The organism is Microbacterium sp. RU33B (genome assembly GCF_900155915.1).
GTDB lineage: Bacteria > Actinomycetota > Actinomycetes > Actinomycetales > Microbacteriaceae > Microbacterium.
In genome coordinates this window covers 160,995-184,606 of the sequence record NZ_FTPO01000001.1, presented here as the reverse complement: position 1 = coordinate 184,606, position 23,612 = coordinate 160,995, and the positions used below count along the sequence as shown (strand labels likewise).

Annotated in this window: 24 protein-coding genes; 4 read left to right on the top strand and 20 right to left on the bottom strand. The window is 67.8% G+C overall.

Annotated elements, in window-relative coordinates; translation table 11 throughout:
* Positions 1 to 32: 32 nt before the first annotated feature.
* From B0B14_RS00855 to B0B14_RS16420, 3 genes are all read right to left on the bottom strand, one after another.
* Complete coding sequence (locus B0B14_RS00855) at positions 33 to 734, bottom strand: spermidine synthase (RefSeq protein WP_076679543.1); 702 nt, start codon at positions 732 to 734, stop codon at positions 33 to 35.
* A 67-nt stretch (positions 735 to 801) separates the two neighbouring features.
* On the bottom strand, positions 802 to 948 hold the full coding sequence (locus B0B14_RS16425) for a hypothetical protein (RefSeq protein ID WP_179085244.1): 147 nt from the start codon (positions 946 to 948) through the stop codon (positions 802 to 804).
* A gap of 43 nt (positions 949 to 991) precedes the next feature.
* Entirely contained in the window at positions 992 to 1,162 is a 171-nt protein-coding gene (locus B0B14_RS16420) for a hypothetical protein (protein ID WP_179085243.1), read from the bottom strand.
* Positions 1,163 to 1,342: 180 nt separating this feature from the next.
* On the opposite strand from B0B14_RS16420, the gene B0B14_RS16415 reads away from it, so the two are divergent.
* Genes B0B14_RS16415 through arfB form a run of 3 tightly spaced genes read left to right on the top strand, consistent with a single transcriptional unit; the run spans position 1,343 to position 2,145 of the window.
* Positions 1,343 to 1,486, top strand: coding sequence for a hypothetical protein (locus B0B14_RS16415; RefSeq protein WP_179085242.1), 144 nt, complete (start codon positions 1,343 to 1,345; stop codon positions 1,484 to 1,486).
* A gap of 25 nt (positions 1,487 to 1,511) precedes the next feature.
* On the top strand, positions 1,512 to 1,667 hold the full coding sequence (locus B0B14_RS16410; RefSeq protein WP_179085241.1) for a hypothetical protein: 156 nt from the start codon (positions 1,512 to 1,514) through the stop codon (positions 1,665 to 1,667).
* Positions 1,668 to 1,707: 40 nt separating this feature from the next.
* Positions 1,708 to 2,145 carry an alternative ribosome rescue aminoacyl-tRNA hydrolase ArfB gene (gene arfB / locus B0B14_RS00850; RefSeq protein WP_076679542.1) on the top strand — a complete coding sequence of 146 codons (438 nt, stop codon included), beginning with the start codon at positions 1,708 to 1,710 and terminating at the stop codon, positions 2,143 to 2,145.
* A 142-nt stretch (positions 2,146 to 2,287) separates the two neighbouring features.
* Here arfB and B0B14_RS00845 read toward each other — a convergent pair whose 3' ends face one another.
* From B0B14_RS00845 to B0B14_RS00810, 8 genes are all read right to left on the bottom strand, one after another.
* Entirely contained in the window at positions 2,288 to 2,752 is a 465-nt protein-coding gene (locus B0B14_RS00845) for a universal stress protein (protein WP_076679541.1), read from the bottom strand.
* 3 nt (positions 2,753 to 2,755) lie between these two features.
* Positions 2,756 to 4,234: an APC family permease gene (locus tag B0B14_RS00840; RefSeq protein ID WP_076679540.1), complete on the bottom strand. Its 1,479-nt coding sequence runs from the start codon at positions 4,232 to 4,234 to the stop codon at positions 2,756 to 2,758.
* Positions 4,235 to 4,301: 67 nt separating this feature from the next.
* Positions 4,302 to 4,910, bottom strand: a complete 609-nt coding sequence (locus tag B0B14_RS00835) for a YdeI/OmpD-associated family protein (protein ID WP_076679539.1) — start codon at positions 4,908 to 4,910, stop codon at positions 4,302 to 4,304.
* 34 nt (positions 4,911 to 4,944) lie between these two features.
* Positions 4,945 to 7,179, bottom strand: a complete 2,235-nt coding sequence (yicI, locus tag B0B14_RS00830; protein WP_076679538.1) for an alpha-xylosidase — start codon at positions 7,177 to 7,179, stop codon at positions 4,945 to 4,947.
* Between the two features lie 103 nt (positions 7,180 to 7,282).
* Positions 7,283 to 9,259 carry a glycoside hydrolase family 127 protein gene (locus tag B0B14_RS00825; protein ID WP_076681187.1) on the bottom strand — a complete coding sequence of 659 codons (1,977 nt, stop codon included), beginning with the start codon at positions 9,257 to 9,259 and terminating at the stop codon, positions 7,283 to 7,285.
* A gap of 40 nt (positions 9,260 to 9,299) precedes the next feature.
* Positions 9,300 to 10,220: a carbohydrate ABC transporter permease gene (locus B0B14_RS00820; RefSeq protein ID WP_083710234.1), complete on the bottom strand. Its 921-nt coding sequence runs from the start codon at positions 10,218 to 10,220 to the stop codon at positions 9,300 to 9,302.
* Positions 10,213 to 11,145 (bottom strand): carbohydrate ABC transporter permease, encoded by a 933-nt coding sequence (locus B0B14_RS00815; protein WP_076679537.1) that lies wholly within the window; start codon positions 11,143 to 11,145, stop codon positions 10,213 to 10,215. The genes B0B14_RS00820 and B0B14_RS00815 overlap by 8 nt, the downstream gene beginning before the upstream one ends.
* A 66-nt stretch (positions 11,146 to 11,211) precedes the next feature.
* Positions 11,212 to 12,555: an ABC transporter substrate-binding protein gene (locus B0B14_RS00810; protein WP_143733597.1), complete on the bottom strand. Its 1,344-nt coding sequence runs from the start codon at positions 12,553 to 12,555 to the stop codon at positions 11,212 to 11,214.
* A 56-nt stretch (positions 12,556 to 12,611) separates the two neighbouring features.
* On the opposite strand from B0B14_RS00810, the gene B0B14_RS00805 reads away from it, so the two are divergent.
* Entirely contained in the window at positions 12,612 to 13,649 is a 1,038-nt protein-coding gene (locus tag B0B14_RS00805; RefSeq protein WP_076679535.1) for a LacI family DNA-binding transcriptional regulator, read from the top strand.
* Between the two features lie 11 nt (positions 13,650 to 13,660).
* Here B0B14_RS00805 and B0B14_RS00800 read toward each other — a convergent pair whose 3' ends face one another.
* The 9 genes from B0B14_RS00800 to B0B14_RS00760 form a co-directional block, all read right to left on the bottom strand.
* Positions 13,661 to 15,268 carry a GMC oxidoreductase gene (locus B0B14_RS00800; protein ID WP_076679534.1) on the bottom strand — a complete coding sequence of 536 codons (1,608 nt, stop codon included), beginning with the start codon at positions 15,266 to 15,268 and terminating at the stop codon, positions 13,661 to 13,663.
* Between the two features lie 39 nt (positions 15,269 to 15,307).
* A complete protein-coding gene (locus B0B14_RS00795) occupies positions 15,308 to 16,807 on the bottom strand; it encodes an MFS transporter (RefSeq protein ID WP_076679533.1) in 1,500 nt (499 codons plus the stop codon).
* Between the two features lie 157 nt (positions 16,808 to 16,964).
* On the bottom strand, positions 16,965 to 17,483 hold the full coding sequence (locus B0B14_RS00790) for an RpiB/LacA/LacB family sugar-phosphate isomerase (protein ID WP_076679532.1): 519 nt from the start codon (positions 17,481 to 17,483) through the stop codon (positions 16,965 to 16,967).
* A gap of 28 nt (positions 17,484 to 17,511) precedes the next feature.
* Positions 17,512 to 18,447, bottom strand: coding sequence for a VOC family protein (locus B0B14_RS00785; RefSeq protein ID WP_076679531.1), 936 nt, complete (start codon positions 18,445 to 18,447; stop codon positions 17,512 to 17,514).
* Positions 18,448 to 18,458: 11 nt separating this feature from the next.
* Positions 18,459 to 19,442 carry a fumarylacetoacetate hydrolase family protein gene (locus B0B14_RS00780; protein WP_076679530.1) on the bottom strand — a complete coding sequence of 328 codons (984 nt, stop codon included), beginning with the start codon at positions 19,440 to 19,442 and terminating at the stop codon, positions 18,459 to 18,461.
* Entirely contained in the window at positions 19,439 to 20,461 is a 1,023-nt protein-coding gene (locus B0B14_RS00775; RefSeq protein ID WP_076679529.1) for an amidohydrolase family protein, read from the bottom strand. Before B0B14_RS00775 ends, B0B14_RS00780 begins: the two co-directional genes overlap by 4 nt.
* Positions 20,458 to 21,591: an FAD-dependent monooxygenase gene (locus tag B0B14_RS00770; protein ID WP_076679528.1), complete on the bottom strand. Its 1,134-nt coding sequence runs from the start codon at positions 21,589 to 21,591 to the stop codon at positions 20,458 to 20,460. Before B0B14_RS00770 ends, B0B14_RS00775 begins: the two co-directional genes overlap by 4 nt.
* 36 nt (positions 21,592 to 21,627) lie before the next feature.
* The gene (locus B0B14_RS00765; protein WP_076679527.1) at positions 21,628 to 22,620 is read right to left on the bottom strand and encodes a cyclase family protein; all 993 of its coding nucleotides are present in this window, start codon (positions 22,618 to 22,620) and stop codon (positions 21,628 to 21,630) included.
* Complete coding sequence (locus B0B14_RS00760) at positions 22,617 to 23,573, bottom strand: fumarylacetoacetate hydrolase family protein (protein ID WP_076679526.1); 957 nt, start codon at positions 23,571 to 23,573, stop codon at positions 22,617 to 22,619. The genes B0B14_RS00765 and B0B14_RS00760 overlap by 4 nt, the downstream gene beginning before the upstream one ends.
* Positions 23,574 to 23,612: the final 39 nt, after the last annotated feature.

Here is a 23,612-nt window from a genome sequence, read left to right as displayed (position 1 = left end):
TTCAGCGTACGAGGTCGCACCTCGTGCGAGGGTCACCGGCCGCGTCGGACTCCGACGTACACGGTGTTCGACGAGGTGCCGCCGGTGAGGCGATTCGCGAAGACCACCTCGTGGGCACGGCATCCGGGGAAGACCGCCTCCAGCCTCGCCGTGAACTCCTCGTCGGGCGGATCGTCCGACCACAGGGCGAAGACGCCGTCGTCTCGCAGGTGCCGCGCGAGCGCGCGCAGTCCGGCGTCGGTGTACAGATCGGCGTGGCTCGGGTCGAGGGTGTGCCGCGGCGAGTGGTCGACGTCGAGCAGGATGACGTCGTAGACGACCTCCGGCGCGGCGCGCATCACCGCGAAGAAGTCCGCGTGCCGGAGGGCGGTGCGTGCATCGCGCACGAGCGCGGCCGACACCGGGAGGAGTTCGCGCTCGTGCCATCCGATCACGGCCCGGAGCGCGTCGATCACGACGAGCGATCGCACGCGGTCGTCCTCGAGCGCGGTCGCGGCGGTGTATCCGAGGCCGAGCCCGCCCACGAGCACGGCGAGCGCGTCACCCGTGGCCGCCGCGAGGCCGAGGGTCGCCAGCTCCTCCTCCGCCACGGTGAACAGGCTCGACATGAGGTACTCGTCGCCGAGCTTGACCTCGTAGATCATCTCCTGCGTCTCGGGATCGGCCCGCCGACGCAGGGTGAGCTCGCCCATCCGGGTGTCCTGCCAGTCGAGCTCTTCGAATCGCGCGATCATGTGCGGCCCCGTCCTCTGCGCTCACACCCTACGCGGGTCGCGGGCACTCGACGTCGGGACCGACGGCTCAGTCCTCGTCCCCGTCGTGGTCGGGGCCTTCTGCACCGGCCTCGGCCGATTCCTGGCGGACGTCATCCGTGAACGCGTCCGTGGGAGGACCGTCGTCGGCGCGCGCGTCGTCGGCGTGGTGCTCGTGGGGGGTCGGGGTGCTCATCGGATGGCCTCTCCTGGGGTGTTCGCGCTGTGGATCGTGCTGCTCACTGCTGCGCCGGCCTCTCGGTGCGTGCCGGGCTGACGTAGGAGTCGGCGCTCTCGTCGAGCTCGCCGTCGAGGTCGAGAAAAGGCTCGCTCTCCACGGTCGTCTCGATGTCGGGGCCCTCGTAGCCTTCGTCGTCGCCGTTCGGCGCGGTCGGATGCTGGTTCGCCATCATTTCTCCTCATCGATCGATCCCATGCTGACGCGACGTCCGCTCCCCACCGAGGGGCTTGACAGCGTCGCGTTCGCGTCACGGCGGCCCGCCCTGCACCTTTCACGTCATCCCGCAAGCCCCGTGACCGACGGCGGACTCCGGCGTGGACTGGACCCACGCAGGGAGAGGAGCAGCGCCATGACGACAGGAAGAGACACCGCACCGGCACCCGCCGACGACGGCGAGCACGACGAGGCATCGGAGGCGTCGCACCCCGACGACCAGCCGCTTCCCGACACCACCGACGAGCGCGGGATTCCCGTCGACAATCCGTCCGGCTGATCGCCGGAGCGAAAGGACGAACGCCATGAGCGAGACCACTGCCGCAGCCGAGCGGCCGCGCGACGACGCAGACGCGGATACGACGGACTCCGCCGCGGATGCCGGATCCGAATCGCCCGAGGAGGGCGAAGCGGCCAGGAAGGCCGCGGAGGACGCGACCACCGGCTCTCCGACCTCCTGACCCTCCCCGCGCGCAGGGGCCGCGCCAGGATGATGGAGGCATGGCTGCCCCTCACCGCCCCGGACTGCGGGTCACGGCACGGCTCACGATTCCCGAATCGGAGTTGTCGTGGCGGTTCTCGCGCTCGTCCGGTCCCGGCGGTCAGGGTGTCAACACGGCCGACTCCCGCGTCGAGCTGCTGTGGGATGTCGCGCGCTCCCCTGCGCTGACCCCTCCCCAGCGCGCCCGCATCCTCGAGCGGGTCGAAGGTCGCCTGGTGGACGGAGTGCTGACGATCGCGGCATCCGAGCACCGCGCACAGCTGCGCAACCGGGAGGCCGCCCGCGCCCGCCTGGCGACGCTCATCGCCGAGGCGCTCCGCCCGCCCGCGGCGCCCCGTCGACCGACGGCCCCGACACGCGGCTCGAAGGAACGGCGGCTGAAGGCCAAGCAGCAGCGCACGGAGGTCAAGACACTCCGCAAGCGCCCCACCGACTGAGCGCGCCCGCCCGGTCGCCCGGGCAAAGAAGAAGCCCCGACCGTTACCACGCGGCCGGGGCGAGACGGATGAGAAATCCGCCTATCGAGATCAGCATACCCCGCGGGGCTGTGTGTTGCGTGTGCGCGACGGAGGATCGGGGTCAGCTCGTGACGCGCTCGCTCTTCGGCGTCGGTCGGCACACCAGCACTGGGCACGGTGCGGAGTGCTGCACACGCGACGCCGTGCTGCCGAGCAGGATCGTGCGGCTCAGGCCGCGACTGCCCGCAGCCATCGAGATGAGGTCGGCGTCGAGGTCTTCGGCCGCGCGGATGATCTCCTGTGCGGGCGAACCGCTGCGGATCTGCGTGTGGATGCGCGGGCCCCAGCCCTCGAACTCCGCGGCGACCGTGTCGACCGCGGAGCGGGCCTCCTCGCCGAAGCTCAGCTCGGTCTGCCCTCGCGGGCGTTCGGGACCGATCTCGTCGGCGAAGGGCGCGGCGGAGTACGGGCTGACGACGGCGAGCACGGTGACGTCGGTGATCTCGCGGGAGTCCGCGATCCACTTGAACTGGCGTGCGCCGATGAGGGATGCGAGCGAACCGTCGGTGGCCACGATGACGTGCATGGGTCAGCCTTCCTTCGTGGGGTCCGGTTGGGCGAGCGCGCCCGACTCGAAGGGCTCCACGCCCGGCGGACGCAGCCGCTTCTTGCCGAAGAACCTCTCCAGGAGGTAGAGCACCAGGCCCAGGGCGAGCAGCCCCGCCACCCACCACAGCGACTCCGGGTCGTCGATCAGCGTGTAGGCGAGCACCGCCAGGTTGCCGAGGATGCCGACGATCAGCAGCGGGGTGTTGGCCCGGTACGTCTCGGCGGTCTCGTCCTTTCCGCGCAGCTTCAGACACGACACGATCACGAGGGCGTAGATGAAGAGCAGGAAGACCACCGTGATCGTCGCCAGCCGATCGACGATGTCGAGCTGCTGGTCGGCGGGAAGAGCGGACTGGCTGCTGCGGATGGCGGCACCGATCACCAGGAGCGCTCCGACCACCCCGGCACCGAACAGCAGTGCGACGTAGGGGCTCCTGCGCACCGGGTGCACCTTCGCGAACACGGCGGGTACGACATCCTCCCGCGCCATTCCGTACAGGATGCGGGACTGGGCGACCACGGTGACCAGCGTCGTGTTGCTGATCGCGATCATGGCGATGACGCCGAACACGACGAGCATGATGGATGCCGGGATGAAGAAGAGGTCGGCGCGGATGACCTCGAGGAGCGTGTTGCCGGCGAGCTCCGACAGGGGCACCGCGAGGGCCGCCGCGATCGAGACGAGCACGTACACGACGCCCGCCGTCATCATCCCGCCGATCAGCGCGCGGGGGAACGCGCGTGAGGGATTGATCGTCTCCTCGGCCACGTTCGCGGCGTTCTCGAAGCCGGTCATGGCGAAGAACGCCAGCGAGACGCCTGCCAGCACGGCGAGCGCCGCCGATCCCGCCCCGCCCTCGACGTTGAACTGGAGGAGCACCGCCGGGTCGCCCACTCCCTCGACCAGGGCGATCACGCCGATGATGATCACGATGATCAGGCCGCTGATCTCGATGAACGTCATGACGACGTTCGCGACGACCGACTCGGTGATGCCGATGAGGTTGACGATCGTGATGATCGCCACGAAGGCGAGAGCGATTCCGGTGCCCGCCCAGATCGCGTCTTCGGGGAGGCCCACCAGTCCGCTGAAGTAGCGGACGAAGCCCGACGCGAGAGAGCCCACCGCCGCCATGTTTGCCGACAGCATGCAGATCGTGATGAAGAACGTGAGGATCGGGCTGCGGAAGGCCTTGTTGACGTACAGGGACGCCCCCGCGGCCTGCGGATACTTCGTCACGAGCTCGGCGTACGCGAGACCGGTGATCGTGGCGATCGCGACGCCGACGAGGAACGCCATCCAGAACGCGCCGCCCACCGCCGCCGCGACCAGGCCGACGAGGACGTAGATGCCCGACCCGAGCACGTCGCCCACGACGTAGAAGTAGAGCTGGCGCCCGGTGATGGATCGCTTGAGCTCGCTGTGCTGAACCTGGGGTGGTGCCGCTGGCGTGGCCATGGGCTCACCTTAGGGGGCGGAGAGCGGCAGGAGAACAGGTGGTTCTTCGCGGCCGGAGGCACTACTGTCAGCCCTGCGCGCGCCGGCCCTCCGCCGCGTCGGCCACGATGCGCGCGATGCGGTCCGCGCGCGTCGCGTCGCGCGCGGCGCTGACGACCCACCACAGCATCTGCTTGCGGGCGCTCGGCGGGAAGGCGTCCCACGCACGCCGGGCGTCGGGATCGCTGTCCAGCGCCGCCGCCAGCTCGGCCGGCTCCTCCAGGTCTTCGACGGGATCGGCGATCGTCCACCAGCCGTTGGCGGTCGCGGCGGCGATGACGCGGCGACCGGCATCCGTCATCAGTCCGCGCTCCTCCATGTCGGCGGCGCGCCGGCGATTCAAGCGGGTCCACGGGCTCTTCGCCCGACGCGGCGTGTAGAGCTGCAGACCGCGCTCCTCATCGAGGACGGTGGCGGTGGAGTCGATCCATCCGAAGCAGATGGCCTCCTCCACGGCATCCGGATACGGACAGCGCGGGCCTCCCGCAGGGCCGCGCCACGAGCACAGCCACACGCCCCGCGTCGTCGCGTGGTTCTGCTCGAGCCACTCCCGCCACTGCGCCCGCGACTCCGCATGGAAGATCGGGTAGTCGAACTTCCACGTCGGCGGGTGGTCGGATGCCGGCGGATCGGACATCAGAAGCGCTCCCAGAGGTCGTCTCGGCCATGCGTCACTCGGTAGGCTGACCGAGATCCACGGTGAATGTCTGTGCGATCCCGTCTGGAGCGGTCACCGTGACACCTCTCGATCCCGTGCCGCCGGGAAAGACCCGGATGGTGAGACCCTGCAAGTAGTCGTAGTCGGGTCGGTCAACTCGAGCACCCCACGGTATCACCGCTCCCGGTCGCGCATAGAGGGGCAGCGATAGGTATCCGTGCGTCTCGCGCAACCACCGGCCGCCCTCGACGGTGTCGCCCGTCAGGAGCGAGGTCCAGGTGCCCGCGGGCAAGTAGAAGTCGACCTCGCCGGACTCCGTGAACACGGGTGCCACCAGGAGCTCCGAGCCCAGCATGTACTGCCTGTCCAGATAGGCCGCCGCAGGATCGTCGGGGAACTCCAGCGGCATGGGCCGCATGAGCGGGATGCCGGTGGCCGCCGCATCCAGACCGACCTGGTGCAGGTAAGGCATCAGGCGCATCTTGAGGTGGGTGAAGATCCGCGTCACCTCGACGGCCTCGTCGTCGAACATCCACGGCACCCGGTAGGACTGCGACCCGTGGAACCGCGAGTGCGACCCGAGGAGGCCGAAGGCGGTCCAGCGCTTGTAGACGCCGGCATCCGGTGTCCCCTCGAAGCCGCCGATGTCGTGGCTCCAGAACGCGAAGCCGCTCAGCGCGAGCGAAAGCCCTCCTCGCAGCGTCTCGGCCATCGACACGAACGTCGACGTCGAATCGCCGCCCCAGTGCACCGGCATCGTCTGGCCGCCGGCGGTGGCCGAGCGCGCGAACAGCACGGCGTCGCCCGCACCCCGCTCCTGGACGAGCACGTCGTGGACGGCCTTGTTGTAGAGCTGGGTGTAGCGGTTGTGCATGCGGGACGGATCCGATCCGTCGGAGTACTCGACGTCGAGCGGGATCCTCTCGCCGAAGTCGGTCTTGAAGCAGTCGACGCCCTGCGCCACCAGTCGTCGCAGGTGCGACTGGTACCAGGCCGTGGCATCCGGATTCGTGAAATCGACGAGCCCCATACCCGCCTGCCACAGATCCCACTGCCACACCGAGCCGTCGGGACGGCGCACGAGGAAGCCGCGGTCGGCGGCCTCGCGGAACAGCGGCGAGCGCTGGGCGATGTAGGGGTTGACCCACACGCAGACGCGGAGATCCTTCTCGTGCAGGCGCGCCAGCATGCCGTGGGGGTCGGGGAACGTGCGCGGATCCCACTCGAAGTCGCACCAGTTGAACTCGCGCATCCAGAAGCAGTCGAAGTGGAAGACCGAGACGGGCAGCTCACGCGCCGCCATCTCGTCGATGAACGACGTCACGGTCTGCTCGTCGTAATCGGTCGTGAACGACGTCGACAGCCACAGCCCGTACGACCACGCCGGGACGACCGGAGGGCGTCCCGTGAGCGCCGTGTACCGCTCGATGACCTGCTTGGGCGTCGGCCCGGCGAAGACGAAGTACTCCAGGACCTCCCCCGCCACGGAGAACTGCACGCGCTCGACGGCTTCGGTGCCGATTTCGTACGAGACGTGCCCGGGGTCGTTGACGAGCACGCCGTACCCGCGGTTGGACAGGTGGAACGGCACGTTCTTGTAGGCCTGCTCGCTCGAGGTCCCCCCGTCCGCGTTCCAGATGTCGACGGTCTGGCCGTTCTTGACCAGAGGACCGAAGCGTTCCCCCAGCCCGTAGATCAGCTCGCCTACGCCGAGGTCGAGCTGCTCGTGGACGAACGTGCGCGGACGCGGCGCCGCCGAGCCCGCGCGAGCGTTGTCGACGATGCCCGGATCCACCTGCGCGTCGCCGGCCAGCTGCAGGTACCCCTGCGCGCGCGGACCGCTGCCGGTCACGCGGCGGCCGTCGACCTCGAAGGAGAGGTCCCACGGGGTTCCGGCCGACACGCGCACGGTGAGGGGTCCGGTCGTGAGGACCCCGCCTCCCGTGACGGATGCCGCACCGACTCCCCCTTCGACGGCGCCGGGCAGATCGAAGCCGTCGTGCCGGCGCGCGCCCTCGTGATGGGCGATGCGCACGCGGACGACGCCCTCCATCGGCGAGGACACGGTCGTCGTCAGCACGGCGCGGTTGAGGGTGTCGCCGCGCTTGGTGATCACGCTCGTGGGCGCGGTGACGACCAGGCCGGGGCCGTCGGGGCTGTCCTCGGTCCGCCAGATGTCGTAGGCCTCCTGCGCGTACAGCGCCGTGACGCCGGGACGCAGCTGCCAGAACCCGTCGGTGAACTTCATTACTTGACTGCTCCTGCCGTGATGCTGCGTGTCAGCGTGCGCGGGGATGTTGGCCTTCGTGAGATCGGCGTCACGGGAAGGCGTTTGGTGGTGAGATTCGGGGTCAGTGGCGTGATGCCCTGGGCACGTGTACGCGCATCTGTGATGGCCCGCGATTTGCCCACAGGGCGTAAGGGATGAACGTCAGCATCGTCGCCGTCGACGCGACGCCCTCACCTGAGACAGCCGCCAGTGGGACCCAGCCGGACTCGACCCACAAGGAATCATCGATGACGCGTCCGTCGACGGCAAGGGCGAGAGTCCGCTCACCGGCGATCTCGACAGGGGTTTCTCGGACTGTGGACGAAGTGTCCACTTCGACGGTCTCGAGGTCGACTCCCGCTTCCTGGTCGTGGCTCTCGAGCGCGTATACGACCGGACCTCGTTCGAGGACGACGGTGCCGCGCACGGCGTCAGCCGCAGGGTGCCCCACCGTCCACCGTGGTGTGACGGGAATGTCGATGTGAACCCGGTCTCCGGGTTTCCACTCTCGCCGCACAGAGATGACACCGTCAGTGTCGATGTGCGCATCCTGGAGCGCCGCTTCGGCCTCGTCGACGACGGCGACATGTACGTGCTCTGCCCATCCGGGCCGGCGAATGGACAGACGCCAGACATCATCGGGACAGTCGCGAACGATCACCGTCACACGCCCGTCCGCGGGGTAGATCGTCTCCACGTCCACCGTGATCCGACCGGCTTTCGTCTGCGCGCGGTACCGCCCCGGGAAGAACTGGTGCAGCTGCACCCCGTCATCGTCGCTTGTGAGCGCATAAGCGCCAAGGGAAGCGATGGTGCGAAGGATGTTGGGTGGACAGCACGCGCACCAGAACCATGCCGGTCGTGTTCCAGGGGCATCGGCACGCCCGGGCTTGCCGTCGACTGGCGCCGCGGGCAGGGCACGCCGCCGGTGTCCGGGGTTGCTGTAGAAAAAACCGCGTCGATCTGCGGAGGTCGATGCCGCGAGGAGGTTGTACAGGCCACGCTCGATGACGTCCGCGTACTTCTGTTCGCCGGTAGCCAGCAGAAGGCGCCAGCTCAGCCCAATGTGGCCGATGGTGGCGCACGTCTCGCCGTAGCCAAGGTCTTGGGGAAGTTCGTGTGCGTCGCCGAGCTCCTCCTGGTGTGCCCGCGATCCGAGAGCGCCAGTCACGTACATCTGCGTCCGCGCGATGTCGTCGGCGATGCGTCGCACGGCGTCGAGCAGTTCGCTGTCGTCAGTCTCGACGGCGACGTCGGTTGCCCCGGAGAGGTAGTACAGCGCGCGGACCGCGTGACCGGCGATACGGTCCCGGTCTCGGAGCGGGACGTCGTCCTGGAGGTACACGCGGTCGACGGGCCATGCGGGAGTCGGGGTGAAGACGTCGCTGCCGCGGTCGTCGATGAACTGCTTCGCGAGGTCGAGGTAGGCGGTCGTTCCAGTGACCCGGTACAGCTCGACCATCGCCATCTCGATCTGCTGATGACCGTCGCTTTCACGCCGCCGGCGCTGGCCGAAATCCGCCACGAGGCGGTCAGCGGCGCGGGTGGCGACACTCAGGAGATCGTCGCTGCCGCTCGCGCGGTAGTGGGCGACGGCTGCCTGGATCAGGTGGCCGATGCAGTACATTTCGTGGCTGGACTGCAGGTTGGTCCAACGTCTGGCAAGACCGGCTTGCACATTGGTGTTGATGTATCCGTCTTCCTCCTGAACGGATCCGATGAGGGAGATCAGGTCATCGACGACGGTGCGCATCACGGGGTCGGAGCTGGCCCCAACCCGGGCCATCTCCCAAGCCGCACCCTCCAGGACCTTGTACACGTCGGAGTCGCTGAACCACATCCCCTGCCGGGGGGAGTCGACGCCGTGATCGGGTAGCAGCCTCCGAAAGTTGTCCACCGCGCCGTCGCGTTCGAGCCAGGCTCGCGCATGAGGGAAGGTGATGGCGGCGTTGTCCTGCTGCCACTTCGCCCAGGGGCCCGATGTGAGGTCAGCATCCCCGACTCCGATGGGCCGAAGCCGGCCCGCCGTGGGGTGGATGGGCGCGTCGATGTCTGTCACGGGCGTTCTTTCGTCGAGCGGGGGGTGACTTGTCGCGGTCTCAGCCACGGAGCGCCCCATTGGTCAGTCCCGCCACGTAGTAGCGCTGCAACAGGAGGTAGACGATCAGAGTGGGAACGATGGCGATCACGATGCCGGCCTGCATGGCGCCGTAGTCCACCACCCCGTAGGCGTTGGAGCGAATGTTCACAAGCATGATCGGCAATGTGTACTGGTCGCCCGAATTGAGAAAGATCAGTGGTGCCAGAAACTCGTTCCATGAAGCGATGAAGGCGAACAGGGCGACGGTCGCAACAGCGGGTGCGACGAGAGGAAGTGAGATGTATCGCAACGCCTTGACGGGCCCGGCGCCGTCGACGAGGGCGGCCTCTTCGAGTTCTCGCGGGATGGACTCGAACGAGTTGCGCATCAGGAAGATGCTGAACGGGAGTTGGAACATGATCAGCACCAGGGCAAGACCGAAGATGCTGTTCTGCAGCCCCATCCATCCCATCACCAAGTACAGCGGTAGGAGGATCGTCGCGTACGGCACCATCAGGATGGCCAGCGTGGAGACGAACAGAATGTTCTTGCCTGGGAAGTTGAACCGCGCGAATCCGTAGCCGGCCAGAACCGTGATGACGACTGTGCCCAGCACGGAGACCAGCGACAGCGCCACACTGTTCCACAAGTAGACGCCGAGGCCTTCCCCGAATGTCGCGAGCTTCTCATAGTTGCCGAGTGAGAACGACTCCGGGATGAAGGTGGGGGGCTGCCGGTTGGCTTCCTCAGGAGACTTGAAGGAGTTCACCAGCGCCAGCAGCAACGGCGCGAGGAAGATGCCTGCCAGAGCAATGGCGACTCCGTGGAATGCGGTCGTTGCCACCCCACGCCGAACACGCACGGCGGCGGGGATCACTCGGGAAGGTGTGGACGCTTTCGAACCTCGCCGGGTGGATGGCTTTGCGACGGTGTCAGTCATCGGAACCTCTCTTTCGCAGAACCGCCAGCTGGATCACGTTCAGCAGAACGAGGGCGATCAGCAGGATGACCGACAGCGCAGCGGCGCGCCCCAGATCGAACGACACGAAGGCGGTGTTGTACAGCGCGTACACCATGGTGATGGTGCTGTTGTCAGGCCCGCCGCGGGTGAGCACCATGAACTGGTCGAAGCTCAGGAGTGAGCCCGTGACCGACAGAATCAGAAGCAGTGCGAGGGTGGGCTTGAGGAATGGGAAGGTGATGTAGCGCAGCCGGTGCCATGTGTTGGCTCCGTCCAGCCGTGCCGCCTCGTACAGTTCCCCCGGAATGGACTGAAGTCCGACCACGAGCACGATCACTTGAAAACCGATGAACTTCCACACCACGAGCGTGAGAGTGGTGAACAGCGCCTTCTCAGGCGTGCTGAGGAATCCCCACGGCCCGTCCGAAAGACCGAGGACCTGCAGAACGGTATTGGCGATTCCGGTCTGATCGTTGACCGCTGAGTACCAGATGAGCCCAGCCGACGCCGTACCGACGACGTAAGGGAGAAAGAATGTCGTGCGGTAGAACTTTGCTCCGCGCCGCTGACTTCCAGCGACAGCGACCAGGCAGAACGAGACGAGAAAGATGATGACGGTCGCCAGCACGGTGTACAGCAGCGTGAATCCGATGGCGCCGATGAAGAGCTCGTTGTCAGGGATGCTTGTGTAGTTGTCCAGTCCATTCGGCTCAGGCGAACCCAGCAGCGGCCAGTCCTGAAACGACATGAAGATCAGAACGCAAAGGGGGACGATGAACAGAAGAAGGACGACGACGGCGGCGGGCAAGACAAACGCCGCACCGACGGCGGGCCGTCGCAGCGTGACCGCGCGACGCCTGGTCCTGGCCGGTGTGGGTGAAGTGAGGGGGGTGGCGGTGGCCACAGGAACTCCTTGCTTTCGGGTATTGATTGGGGGCGGCGCCCGCAACGCGCCGCCCCCAACCGCTGACTAGTCGTCGAGAAGCTTCTGCACCGACTCCTGCAGCGCAGCCGAACCTGTGGCCGAGTCCTCTCCGTTGACGATCACAGCGCGGAGGTTCTGCGTCCACGGTCCGGTGGATTCGTTGAAGATCTCCCCGGTCTTGAGCGACTTCGCGGTGTACCCGTCTGCGAGCATCTCGACAGCTTCGACCGAACGCGGATCCTTCGAGGTGTACTCGTTGTCGGCGAGATCGACGCGCACCGGCCACGTGCCGATCTTCGCGAGCACGTCGACCTGCGCTTCATCAGACAGCGACCACTGGATGAAGTCCCAGGCAGCGTCGATGTTCTTCGAGCTGCGGGTGACGCCGATGACATCGCCACCCACGAACGAAGACGAAGATGCGCCGTCGGGGGCGGGGAGCGGGGCGACTCCCCACTCGAAGTCGGCTTCCTGGCGAAGGGTCTCCATCACGAAGCTACCCGCCGGAAGAATGCCGATGGAACCGGACACGAAGCCGGCCGTCCAAGTCGACCCATCTTCATTGGCCGATGAGGTCGGCGCGATACCTTCTTCGTACATCCGCTGATACAGATCCATGACGTCGCGCATCGGCTGCGTGTCAAGGTTGGCCACGGCACCGTCCTCCATCAGCGGCGGCTCGTCGGCGGCGGCCAGGTAGGGGGTGAGCGTGTACAGATTGCACCCGCCGCAGTTGCCTGCGAAGTAGAAGCCGTACGTGTCTCCACCAGCGCTGTCACGAATGGCCTTCGCCTGCTCGTACATCTCGTCGAAGCTCGTCGGAGGCACCTCCGGGTCCAGCCCCGCGGCGACGTACAGGTCCTTGTTGTACAGGATGAGCGAGTTGTCCACGATGTGGGGCACGGCGTACATCTGGCCGTCCTTGCTGGCCGCCTCCAGATGAGACGGAACGAGGCTGTCCACGAAGGGCAGCTCCTCGATGCGGTCCGTCAGATCCTGATAGAGACCCTGGTCGACGTAGTTGGGTGCGTAGACGACATCCGACGCGAGAAGATCGGGTAGCGAATTGCTGCCCGCCGCGGTCGCCACCTTCTGCAGGTACGAGTCGCCAGGCACAACGGTCAGCTTGATCTGCGTGTCGTGGGTTGCGTTGTACTCGTCGACGAGGGCTTGCGAGATGGATCCATCGGGGCGCACCCACATCGTGAGCTCCGAAGCCGACTCTTCATCTCCTCCCCCTGAGCCTGCACATCCGGCCAGCAGCACGAGGGCCCCTGCTGCTGCCATCGCAGCCAGTGCACGTTTCATCATTCTCCTTTGAATTGAGGGAAACCACCCCCGAACGGAATTGGTTTTCCTAAAGTAATTTGCGGCGTTTTCGGCCGTCAACCTCGCCAGGATTTTCCGAATTGCGGAAAGTACCAGAAAGGCTCTATGGTGACCGAATGGAGACGAGCTCGCGGCCCAACCGGCCGGTCACCGTGGCTGAGGTAGCAGCTCGCGCAGGTGTATCCATCAGCACTGTCTCCAAGGCGGTTAATGGAACCGGGCAGCTTCGCCCTGAGACCCGCCAGCGGGTTCTCCAGTCTGCCCGTGAGCTGAACTTCCAGCCCAATCAATTGGCACGCGGCCTGTTGAGCGGACGGAGCTACACAGTCGGCATTCTGAGCACCGACGACTGGGGTCGGTTCACGCTCCCGCTTCTGGCAGGAGCCGAAGACGCGCTCGGCGCTGGACAGCTTTCGATGCTGCTGTGCGAAAGCCGAGGAGACCCGATCCGCGAACAGCACTACCTCCGGACCCTCACAGCACGGAGGGTGGACGGCATCATCGTCACAGGTCATTCCCGCAACGTCCGCCCCTCGTTGCGAACCGCGGTCAACGTTCCTGTCGTGTACGCCGTGACAGTATCGGACCATCTCGACGACGTGTCGGTGACCTACGACGACACCACCGGTGCCATCGATGCCGTCAATCACCTCTTGGCGACCGGCAGACGCGACATCGCCGTGGTCATGGGCCCGGAGCGGCATGTCGCAAGCCAGCACCGCCTGGATGGGGCCATGCGCGCTCTGCAGGCTGCCGGATTGCAGCCCGTGCTCGGCACCGCGCTCTTCGGCGAGTGGAGCGAGCGCTGGGGCCGAGACGCTGCGGCGCGCCTGGTCAATTCGTCGCACCCCGTCGATGGGGTCTTCGCGGCGAGCGATCAGATCGCCCGGGGAATCACAGAAGGGATCCGCGAGGCCGGCCTTCGCTCGCCAGACGATATCGGCGTCGTCGGAGTCGATAACTGGAACGTGATCGCAGAAGCGTCGCGACCGCCACTGACCACCGTCGACCTGAACCTCGAGGAAGTAGGGCGGAGGGCGGCCAACAGGCTGCTCGAAGCGATGGAAGGTGGACGAGGTCCGGCAGGCGTCGAGCTGATTCCGACGTGGCTCGCGGTGCGTCAGTCTTCAGAAGCCGTTCTGCGTCCGGCATGAGGTGACGGTGGCTACGCCGTCGACTCGATTGGCGTCGACTCCGCGTCGTCTGCGGACAGCTCCTCGATCACCTTGCGCGCACCGCGAACGGCGATCGCGACGCTCATGAGCGTCGGGTTCATCGCGTTCGCCGTCGGAATCAGCGCGTTGCCTCCGACGACGAGACCGTCCACGCCCCACACGCGGGAGTACGGGTCGGCGACGGAGGTCCCGTCATCGACCTCGCCCATGCGCATCGTGCCCATGTAGTGCAGGCTCGAGCCGTTCGGCATGAGGCGCGGCTCCGCGACGAAGACGCCGAGCGTCTCGCCGACACGACGGAGGTCGGCCGTTGCTGCCTCGATCTCGCTGAGTTCTGCGTCTGTCAGCTCGTAGTCGACGGTGAAGTTGGGGAACCCGCGGTAGTCGAGCTCGTCGTCGGTGAACGTGAGACCGTCCTCGACGCGCGGCCGCTTGCGCAGGCCGTTGCCCATGTTGACGAATCCCCACCGGTTGCCGACGAAGGGGCTGTCCTCGGGCAGCGGGAACGGGGTGTTCTCGGAGTACATGACCTGCAGAGAGAACGGGTGGCGTGGCTCGGAGAACGGGATGCGGTTGACCGCCGCGACCGGGTCTGCCGCGTGCTTCGCGCGCTGCGCGAGCTCGGCATCCAGCTGATCCTCCGTAGCGAAGCGGCTCATCTTCTCGGCGTCGAGGGCGACCGTCGTGATCACGACGGGGTGTTCGGTGAGGTACCTTCCCAGCGCGGCGGGGCGGATGCCGGACGCCCACAGCAGCTGCGGCGAGCGGAAGGCGTCCGCCGCGACCACGACGACATCGGCTGCGACGGACCCGATCTCCCGCGTGCGCAGATCCTCGACCGTGACGCCCGTCACTGTGTCGCCGTCGCGATCGATGCGGCGCACGAGCGTCAGGTTGCGCAGTTCGAAGCGCTCACTCAGAGGTGAGGAGGAATCGATGAGCGGGCCGAGCACGAAGTCGGTGCCACCCCAGCGCATGGACCCGTCCGGCTGCGGATCGCCGGAAACGGGCAGGGTGCTGACGCCGTACCCCTCCGGCAGTTCATCGGCGAACTCCTCCGCAAGCAGCGATCGGATGGCGGCACCCACCGCGGAGTCCGCGAAGGCGGCATCCTGGACGTGCAGCAGATTCCTCGCCTCGCCGATCAAGTCCTCCCACTCGGCGTCTGAGATGAAGGGGATCTTCTCGCTGAAGGCGGGCGCCGGGGTCGCGCACGTCCAGTGGGAACCCTGACCGCCGACATTGGTCGCGCCGGCTGCGGCTGCGAAGGTCGGCGCGTGCGCCGAGCCCTCGCCTCCGAAGTCGAAGAGGTGGGTGCCCTGCCGCGCCGTGAACATGCCCTCGACGACGGTCGCCGACGGGATGCCGAGCGACTCGCGAAGGTCTCCCGCCTGCGGTCCTTGCGACATCTCGCGCGCTCTCGCCTTCGCATCGGGATCCTGGATGTTGCGGACGCTCTCGCCCGGTCGCTCGGTGAGCTGGGGGCCCGCTTCGAACATGACGACGCGCGCGTGCGGCAGCCCTTCGAGCAATTTCCGTGCGTAGGTTGCGCCGATCGGGCCGGAGCCGACGATCGCGATCGTGGGGTGGTGGGACATGGCTTCTCCTCTTCGAGGGCGGTGTTCGAGGGTGGGGCTTCAGGCGATGGCGGGTTCGGCCTGGGTCACGGACGCGGCATCGCGCTCGTCGGAGAGGCGGCCGTCGGGAAGCAGGAGCGCCGCGATGACGCCGATCGCGTAGGTCACGGCGAGGCCGAGGAAGATCGGCGCCATGACGCTGGAGTACAGCGCCGCGACATCGGCCTGCACCGCCGCGGATGCGGCGTGCACCGCAGCGGGGGTGAGCGTGGCGGCATCCAGTGCCGCAGGAAGCCCCATCGTGATCCCGACGCCGACCAGACCACCGACGATCGCGGTCGCGGTGGTCGATCCCACCTGGCGCACGAGCGAGACCGTCGCCGTCACGCTGCCGGTGTCGCTGCGCGATGCGGCGCTCTGAGCGACAGCCACGATGATGTTCATGAAGGCGCCGGTGCCGATGCCCACCAGGCCCATCGCCGCCATCGGCACCCACAGCGGCAGTCCGGGCGGGAGCTGAGACATGATGAGCAGACCGATCGCGGCCATTGCGGTGCCGGCGACCGGGAAGATGCGGTAGCGACCGGAGCGGCTCGCGAGCCAGCCCGTCAGCAGACTCGAGACCAGCATCCCGAACACCGTCGCGATCGGCACGAGGCCCGACACCGTCGCTGACGTCCGGTACGCCATCTGGATGTAGGTGGGCACGTACGAGACCACCGAGAAGAGCCCCACGCCGATGACGGTGGACAGCACGATGCACACGAGGATCGTCCGGTGCGCGAAGTGGCGCAGCGGCACGACTGGCTCGGACACCCGCAGCTCGATGACGATGAACACGACCAGGCCCACGGCAGCCACGAGGGCTGCGACGAGGAGGGGGAAGCCGCCGTCGAGTCCATCCGTCGCAGCCCAACTGGCCGCGAGGACGAACGAGGTCACGGTCACACCGAGCACGAGTGCGCCGGCGATGTCGAACCGCCTCCCGGAGCGCCCCGCGATGTGCGGCACGGCGACCATGGCGAGCGCGAGGGCCACGAGCCCCACCGGGATGTTGATCCAGAAGATCCAGCGCCATCCCCACGCATCCGTGATGAGCCCGCCCGCCAGAGGTCCGACCAGGATCGCGATCGGGAACGCCGCGCCGATCCATGACATGACCTTCGGACGCTCGCGCGGTGACGTCACCTCGCCGACGATCGTCTGCGGCATGAGATGCAGTCCCGCCGAGCCGATGCCCTGCGCGATGCGAGCGAGGGCGAGCTGGGTGATGTCCTGGGCCAACCCGCAGAACAGCGAGGCCACGATGAACAGCGCGAGGCTCGAGAGGAACACCAGGCGCGCGCCGACGAGATCGGCCAACTTGCCGAGCACCGGCAGGAGGACCGTGCTCGCGAGGGTGTAGGAGACGATCACCCAGCTCATCTGCTCCACGGCGCCGAGATCACCCGTGATCGTGGCGAGGGACGTCGACACGACCGTGTGGTCGAGCGCGCCGAGGAAGGAGACGGTCAGCAGGGAGGCGATGAGGAGGCGGAGCCTCCACGGAGAGAGCGGCATATGCGAGGTCACCCGATGGATCGGGTCGTCGACGCGACCGTGTGTGCCTGGCCCGCCGCTTCACGGGTCAGATCGGATCCGATGGATCCCGACGTCACGTCCATTCTAGGCATTCTTATGTCGAAAATCAACCTAACAACGCCCGCCGCGACGCCGGTCACTCGCGCCGGACGGGCACCTGCTCCGGCTCGAGTTGGATCGCCCAGCCCTCGATGGTGCCGGCGTTCTCGTACTCCTCGATCTGGAGGATCTGCCGCCCGCGAGCGACGTCGTGCGGAAGGGAGGTCGTCACGAAAGCGCTGATCGTGAGCCAGGCGTTCTCCTCGAACGCGATGCCCTCCAGTACCAGGACATTGGCATCGACGACCTCGCGGGCGTTCGCGGCGGCGCGGGGCGAGGCGGCCTGGATGGCGCGCGCACCGTTCACCTTGTTCGCCGCGACGACTCCTGCAGCGCCCTCGTCGAGGACGAGGACCCCGAACGCGTCGATTCCGGCATCCTGATCCTTCACGACCGCCGCTCCGACGGCGATCGCGAAGAGGGGGTAGTCGTCACCGGGATCGAGGCTTTCGGCACCATGCCAGACGACGTCGTGTCCGGCTGTTCTTGCGCGCGCCTCCAGCGCACGGCCGAGTTCGTAGCCGCCGTGGTCCACGGCGAAGTGGATGCGTGTCATGCCACAGTCTCCTCTGTACCGCCGTCGTTCACACCGGAGGTGCGACGAACAGCCCTTTGTCGATGTCGTTGAAGGATTCGCGGGCGATGAGCTCGCTCATCTCCTGGGCGGTGCCCCACTGATCCTGATTGGACACCTCCTTGATGTTGAGCCGGTGCGGCTCCCACGTCTCCTCGTCGAGGACCGACAGCTCGGTGGTGTACTCGATCGTGTTGCCGGCAGGGCTCAGGAAGTACGCGAACGTGTTGTCGCCGGCATTGTGGCGACCGGGACCCCAGATCATCCGCGCCCCCGAGCGCAGGATCTTGCCCGCCCCGCGCATCCACTCCTCGATCCCGCGCATCTCGAAGGAGAGGTGGTGCAGCGAGTGATGCGGGCCCATCGCGATCGCGACCGAGTGGTGGGTCGTGTTGCAGCGCATGAAGTGCATCATGTCGGCGCCGTCGGGACGGGTGAGCGAGTCCGAGATCGAGAAGTCGAGGTGGTCGATGTACCACTGCGCCGACTGGTTGAGGTTCGCGGAGTTGAACACCACGTGCGAGAGCTTCGCGGGGATCGGCTCGCGTTCACGGATCTTGCGCGCTTCGCGCGTCTGGTAGCCGGTCGAGAACTCCAGGACGCGTCCGTCGCCGTCGAACACCCGGAAGCCGTACCCACCGCTGAAGCCCGTGAGCTCCTGCGGGTCGTGGACGAACTGCACGCCCTCCGTGTGAAGTTTGTCGGCGAGGGCATGGAGGTCGGCGCGGTTCGCGACCGCGAACCCGACGAGGTCGATGCGCTTGTCGTCACGGCGCAGGCGGAGGATGAAAGGCTCGCTCGAGCCCTCGGCGGCGAGGTAGCTGAGGCCGTCTTCAGCGTGCACCTCGGTCAGGCCCCAGTAGTCGACGAAGAAGTCGCGCTCCGTCTGGAAGTCCGGCACCGCGAGCGCGGCGTAGCGCAGGTGGGAGACGAGTCTTTCGGTCATGTCGGTTTCCTTCACTTTCGGGTCGGCGCGTATCGCGCGCGTGAGCGCGGGCGGGCCGTGGGGAGATCGGGCGCGGCGACGGAGGCGCCCACGCGACCGCGCAGCTCTCCGATGCCGTCGACCACCATGCGCACGTCGTCGCCCTCGGCCAGCGGTGGCGGCGTGAGCGCGCCCGCCCGCCCCCACAGTTCACCGAGGCATCCTCCGTTGCCGACCGTGCCGGAGCCGAGTACGTCGCCGGCCACGACACGGGAGTTGCGGGAGGCGTACGCGACCAGCTCGGGGAACGGCCAGCCCATGTTCGAGACGAGGTCGTCGCCGATGAGGCGTCCGTTCACGTGCACTTCGGCGCGGACGGCGAGGAAGCCGTCCTCGTCGACGTGCGGCGCGAGCTCGTCGGCGGTCACGATCCACGGCCCGAGCGCGGTGCCGAAGTCCTTGCCCTTGGCGGGCCCCAGACGCACCTTCATCTCCCGTGCCTGCAGGTCGCGGGCAGACCAGTCGTTCATGATCGTATAGCCGAAGATGTGGGATGCCGCCTCATCGGGCGTCAGATTCGCCCCGCTGGAGCCGACGACGCCGCCGATCACCGCGGCGACCTCGAGCTCGAAGTCGAGCCGCTCGGTGACCGGCGGGCTGACCTCGTCACCCGGGCCCAGCACGGTGTGGGGGTTGGTGAAGTAGAAGGTGGGCGCCTGGTACCACTCGGGCACCACCTCGCTCTTGCCGTCGACCGATGCGCTGACCCCCTCGACATGCTCCTCGAATGCCACGAAGTCGCGGATGGAGGAAGGGACCAGCGGAGCGATCAGGCGGACCTGGGCGAGGGCTGTGCCGGTCGAGACATCGATCCGCTCGCCGATCCGCAGCGCCGCATCCAGCCCCTGCGCCAGCACGTCGCCGACCGTCAGCGCGTCCGGGAAGGCGACCACACGATCACCCTCGACGATGCCTTCGCTGACCTTCCCGCCCTCGACCCACCGCGCGAGCTTCATGCGGGCACCCGACTCGTCAGGAGCGCGTCGGCGTTGCCGCCGAGGATGCGCTCGACGACCTCGGCGGGCAGTCCCGCCCCGCGGACCAGAGCCACGGGGTCATCGAGCCCCATGTCGAACGGGTAGTCGCTGCCGAGGAGGACCTGCGATCCGCCTGCGACCTCCACCAACGTGCGCAGACCCTTCGGGTCGTGCACGACGGTGTCGAACCAGATCTTGCGGAGGTAGGTCGACGGCGCGTGCGCGCATCGCTGTGCCTCCGGGCGCACCTTCCACGCGCGGTCGGATCGTCCGATCGCGGTGGGCAGGTAGCCCCCGCCGTGCGCGGCGACCAGACGCAGCTCGGGGTGCCGATCGAGCACGCCGGCGAAGATCAGGTGCGACAGCGCGACGGCGTTCTCGACCGGCTGCCCCACGGTGTTGGAAAGGTAGAACCGGTCGAGCCGCTCGTCGAGGCTGCAGCCGAACGGATGCAGGAACACGACGGCGCCGAGCTCGGCCGCCCGCGCCCAGAACGGCTCCAGGCGCGGGTCGGACAGCTCGACGTCGCCGGCGAACGAGGAGATCTCGACACCCGCGAGTCCGTGGACGAGGACGGCGTCGTCGAGGCACTCGACGATGCGCCCAGGATGCTGCAGCGGGACGAGCCCGAGACCGGTCAGACGCTCAGGGGCGAGGGAGACGTGCGCTGCGGTGAGGCGGTTCGCCTCGCGCGCCGCCCACACGGCGAGCTCCTCCTCCGCCCACGGATAGAAGTGGTTCGGCGAAGCGCTGACCCACTGGCGATCCACACCCTGCGCGTCCATGTCGGCCAGTCGCACGGAGACGTCGGTGAGCTTCGGGATGCGCGAACCCACCATGGGTCCGGACACCTTCAGGCTCTCGGCTCCATTGCGGACGAGCTCGAGCGCAGCGGCCGCGCGCACGCCCTCGGGCGCGCGCCGTTCGATCTCTGCGTGCAGCGAGGGAAGCAGGATGTGCGCGTGGACGTCGGTGACGACAGGGCGGGGATCGGTCATGCGGGTTCAGCCATCTTCTTCGCGATGCCGAAGATCAGACCACCGGCGTCCGCGTCGCGATCGCCGTCGATCTGCCACTGCGCAAGCTGGCTCGAGGCCTCGACGACCGCGGTGGCGCGCGGCAGGCGTCGCGCGTGGAACTCGTCCCACAGCTGCTGGTCCAGCGCGTCACGCGAGACGAGCAGCTCGGTGAGGACGAATGCGTCCTCGAGCCCCTGAGCCGCGCCCTGCGCGATCGTCGGAGGGCACGAGTGCGCCGCGTCGCCGATGATCACGACGCGCCCGCGGTTCCACGGCGCGTCCACCACGTGCTTCGTGAACCACGTGTAGTTGGTGTGCGCACCCTTCTCGAGGTCGGCGCGGATCGCGTTCCACGGCCCGCCGTACGCGCGGGACTCCTCGAGCATGATCTGCGAGGCCTCCTCGTCGGACAGTCCGACGCGGTCCTGTGCCTTCTCGACGAGGAACGCGTACATCGTGTCCTCGCTCGTCGGCGTGTAGCCGGCGATGTAGACGGGACCGCCGTAGTACAGCTCGCTGCTCTCCACCTCGGCGGGACGCGAGACGAATGTGCGCCAGATCCCCATGCCGTTCGTCTCGGGCTTGGTCTGGATTCCGATGAGCTCGCGCACCACCGAGTTCACGCCGTCGGCGCCGATCAGCAGGTCGAACACGCCTGCGGAATCGTCGCCGACGAAGACCTCGACACCGTCGTCGCGCTGCTCGAGCCCTGCGACCTTCGCGCCGAAGCGGACGCGGGCGCCCGCCTTCACGGCGTGGTCGAAGAGGATGCGGGCGAGCTCGGGGCGCGGCATCCCCATCGTGGACGGGTAGTCCGGGCCGCCGGACTTCACATCGGGCATCCGCGCGACGACCGTCGCGTCCGGACCAGGCGCCCGCAGGTTCAACCCGACGAAAGGGTAGCCCGCCGCCTGCATGTCCTCCCACACGCCGAGGGCGTCGAACACGCGCAGCGCGTTCCCCTGCAGCGTGATGCCCGAACCGAGCGCCGTGAGTTCGGGGCGGCTCTCGAACACATCGACCTGGATACCCGCCTTCGCGAGCTGGATCGCGGCGGCGAGTCCGGCGACGCCTCCGCCGGCGATCGCGACGTTGTGGACTGCGGTCATCTCAGTTCCTCCGTTGGTCTGGATGGGATCGCGGATCTAGAGGATCGCGACGGGGTTGAGGGGGGATCCGACCGCGCCGGTGATCGGCAGCGGCGCGGCGGAGAGCAGGAACGCATAGCGACCGGATGCCGCACAGGCGGCTCCGAGTTCGTCGAGGTCCCACATCTCGCCGATCGTGAGCCCGAGGTTCGGGATCACGACCTGATGCAGAGGCTGGAACGCCGGCACGTCGAACTCGTTCGGGCGCACCTCGAAGCCCCACGTGTCCGTCGCGATCGCGGCGATCTCCGTACGGTGCAGCCACCCCGCGGTGGTGAGCGAGAGACCGGGCGCCGGTCCCCCTGCGTAGTCACCCCACCCGTCGCGGCGCGCGCGGGCGAGCTGACCGGTGCGAACGAGCACGATGTCGCCGGCGCCGACGGCGACGCCCTGCGCAGCGGCAGTCGCGTCGAGGTCGGCGACGGTGATCGCGTAGCCGTCGGCGAGCTCGCCGGTCGCGGGCTCGAGGTGCCGTCCGACATCCAGCAGCACGCCCCGGGACACGATGACGGAGGCGGCATGCTCGATGCCCGTCACGAGGTCGCCTTCGCTGGTCACGACGTCGCCGGCACGCCGGCCGTTCCAGGCGTTGCCGTGGTCGAAGATATGCCCGAGACCGTCCCACTGCGTCGAGCATTGCAGCGGCATCGAGATCACGTCGTCGGCGCCGCCGATGCCGTGCGGGAATCCCTGGTTGCCCCGCTCGGCATCGGTGCCGGTGTCGGTCATGGTGTGCACCGGGTTGGTGCGACGGCGCCATCCCTTCTGCGGTCCGTTCGTGTCGAACGACTGGGCGAGCGAGACGACGGTGCCTTCGCGCACCAGCGCGGCGGCAGCGACGCGATGCTCGGGCGCGATGTGGTTGAGGGTGCCGAGGACGTCGTCCTGGCCCCATCGCCCCCAGTTTCGGTACGCCTCCGCCCGTGCGGCGATCTCCGACTCGGGGTCGGTGCGGTCGAGGTCGACCGGATTCTCGGACGGCGTGGTCATGACGCCCCCACGCAGCGCACGACCTGGGTGCCGAGATTGGCGATCGTCCCCGTCATGACGTCACCGTCCCGGAGGAAGCGCTTCCAATGCTGACCGTTGCCGGCCGGGCTTCCGGTCAGCAGGAGGTCGCCCGGCAGGAGGGGCGATATCTGCGAGGCACCCGAGATGAGCGCCGGGATGTCGAAGAGCAGATCGTCCGTGGACGCGTCCTGCATGGCCCGTCCGTTGAGTTCGAGCACGACGTGCGCGTTCGCGGCTTCCACGAACGCGGCAGGCACCAGGAAGGGTCCGGTGGGGAGGAAGCCCGGCGCGTTCTTGGATGAGTACCAGTCGGTGCCGATCTCCTTCATGTCCTTGCGGAACACCAGGTCGCGCGTGGTGATGTCGTTGACGATCGTGTAGCCGGCGACGTGGTCGAGCGCGTCCTCGCGCGAGACGCGGAACGCCTCGCGGCCGATCACGACGGCGAGCTCGAGCTCCCAGTCGTGCACCTCGCTGTAGGAGGGCAGCTCCAGGGGGACGTCGTCGCCGACGACTGCGGCGGGCAGGCCGATGAAGAAGTACGGCTCACCGTTCGCAGCGCGGTCGTCCATCATGTCCGCGGCGAACGCACGAGCCTCCTCCGGCGTGCGGTCGGTGTTGTTCGTGAGCCCCGCCGCGACAAGCTCGATCACGTGCTCGCGGTAGTTCGCACCGGTCTGCAACACCTGGCGGGGCTCCACCGGGGCGGTCAGGGTGACGTCCGCCAGCGGCATCCATCCGTCGGTCTTCTCGGCGAGCTCCGCGACGCGCTCCCACGAGCCCCTCGCGAGGAACGCGTTCAGGTCGGCTGCGCCGAGCTCGTCCGTGCTCACGCGGCGGATGCGGTCGCCGGCGACCACCCCGAGTGCCACGTCGCCTCCGTCGCGGAACCGAGCGAGGGCGTAGGGGGCTGCGGGTCCGGAAGACGTCATCGGCTGTGCTCTCTCTGGGTGATCAGGGCACGAACGCCC

Coding starts and splice junctions, on each gene's coding strand:
- B0B14_RS00855 (WP_076679543.1), bottom strand. CDS start 734: ATGATCGCGCGATTCGAAGAGCTCGACTGGCAGGACACCCGGATGGGC.
- B0B14_RS16425 (WP_179085244.1), bottom strand. CDS start 948: ATGAGCACCCCGACCCCCCACGAGCACCACGCCGACGACGCGCGCGCC.
- B0B14_RS16420 (WP_179085243.1), bottom strand. CDS start 1,162: ATGGCGAACCAGCATCCGACCGCGCCGAACGGCGACGACGAAGGCTAC.
- B0B14_RS16415 (WP_179085242.1), top strand. CDS start 1,343: ATGACGACAGGAAGAGACACCGCACCGGCACCCGCCGACGACGGCGAG.
- B0B14_RS16410 (WP_179085241.1), top strand. CDS start 1,512: ATGAGCGAGACCACTGCCGCAGCCGAGCGGCCGCGCGACGACGCAGAC.
- arfB (WP_076679542.1), top strand. CDS start 1,708: ATGGCTGCCCCTCACCGCCCCGGACTGCGGGTCACGGCACGGCTCACG.
- B0B14_RS00845 (WP_076679541.1), bottom strand. CDS start 2,752: ATGCACGTCATCGTGGCCACCGACGGTTCGCTCGCATCCCTCATCGGC.
- B0B14_RS00840 (WP_076679540.1), bottom strand. CDS start 4,234: ATGGCCACGCCAGCGGCACCACCCCAGGTTCAGCACAGCGAGCTCAAG.
- B0B14_RS00835 (WP_076679539.1), bottom strand. CDS start 4,910: ATGTCCGATCCGCCGGCATCCGACCACCCGCCGACGTGGAAGTTCGAC.
- yicI (WP_076679538.1), bottom strand. CDS start 7,179: ATGAAGTTCACCGACGGGTTCTGGCAGCTGCGTCCCGGCGTCACGGCG.
- B0B14_RS00820 (WP_083710234.1), bottom strand. CDS start 10,220: ATGACTGACACCGTCGCAAAGCCATCCACCCGGCGAGGTTCGAAAGCG.
- B0B14_RS00805 (WP_076679535.1), top strand. CDS start 12,612: ATGGAGACGAGCTCGCGGCCCAACCGGCCGGTCACCGTGGCTGAGGTA.
- B0B14_RS00800 (WP_076679534.1), bottom strand. CDS start 15,268: ATGTCCCACCACCCCACGATCGCGATCGTCGGCTCCGGCCCGATCGGC.
- B0B14_RS00795 (WP_076679533.1), bottom strand. CDS start 16,807: ATGCCGCTCTCTCCGTGGAGGCTCCGCCTCCTCATCGCCTCCCTGCTG.
- B0B14_RS00790 (WP_076679532.1), bottom strand. CDS start 17,483: ATGACACGCATCCACTTCGCCGTGGACCACGGCGGCTACGAACTCGGC.
- B0B14_RS00785 (WP_076679531.1), bottom strand. CDS start 18,447: ATGACCGAAAGACTCGTCTCCCACCTGCGCTACGCCGCGCTCGCGGTG.
- B0B14_RS00780 (WP_076679530.1), bottom strand. CDS start 19,442: ATGAAGCTCGCGCGGTGGGTCGAGGGCGGGAAGGTCAGCGAAGGCATC.
- B0B14_RS00775 (WP_076679529.1), bottom strand. CDS start 20,461: ATGACCGATCCCCGCCCTGTCGTCACCGACGTCCACGCGCACATCCTG.
- B0B14_RS00770 (WP_076679528.1), bottom strand. CDS start 21,591: ATGACCGCAGTCCACAACGTCGCGATCGCCGGCGGAGGCGTCGCCGGA.
- B0B14_RS00765 (WP_076679527.1), bottom strand. CDS start 22,620: ATGACCACGCCGTCCGAGAATCCGGTCGACCTCGACCGCACCGACCCC.
- B0B14_RS00760 (WP_076679526.1), bottom strand. CDS start 23,573: ATGACGTCTTCCGGACCCGCAGCCCCCTACGCCCTCGCTCGGTTCCGC.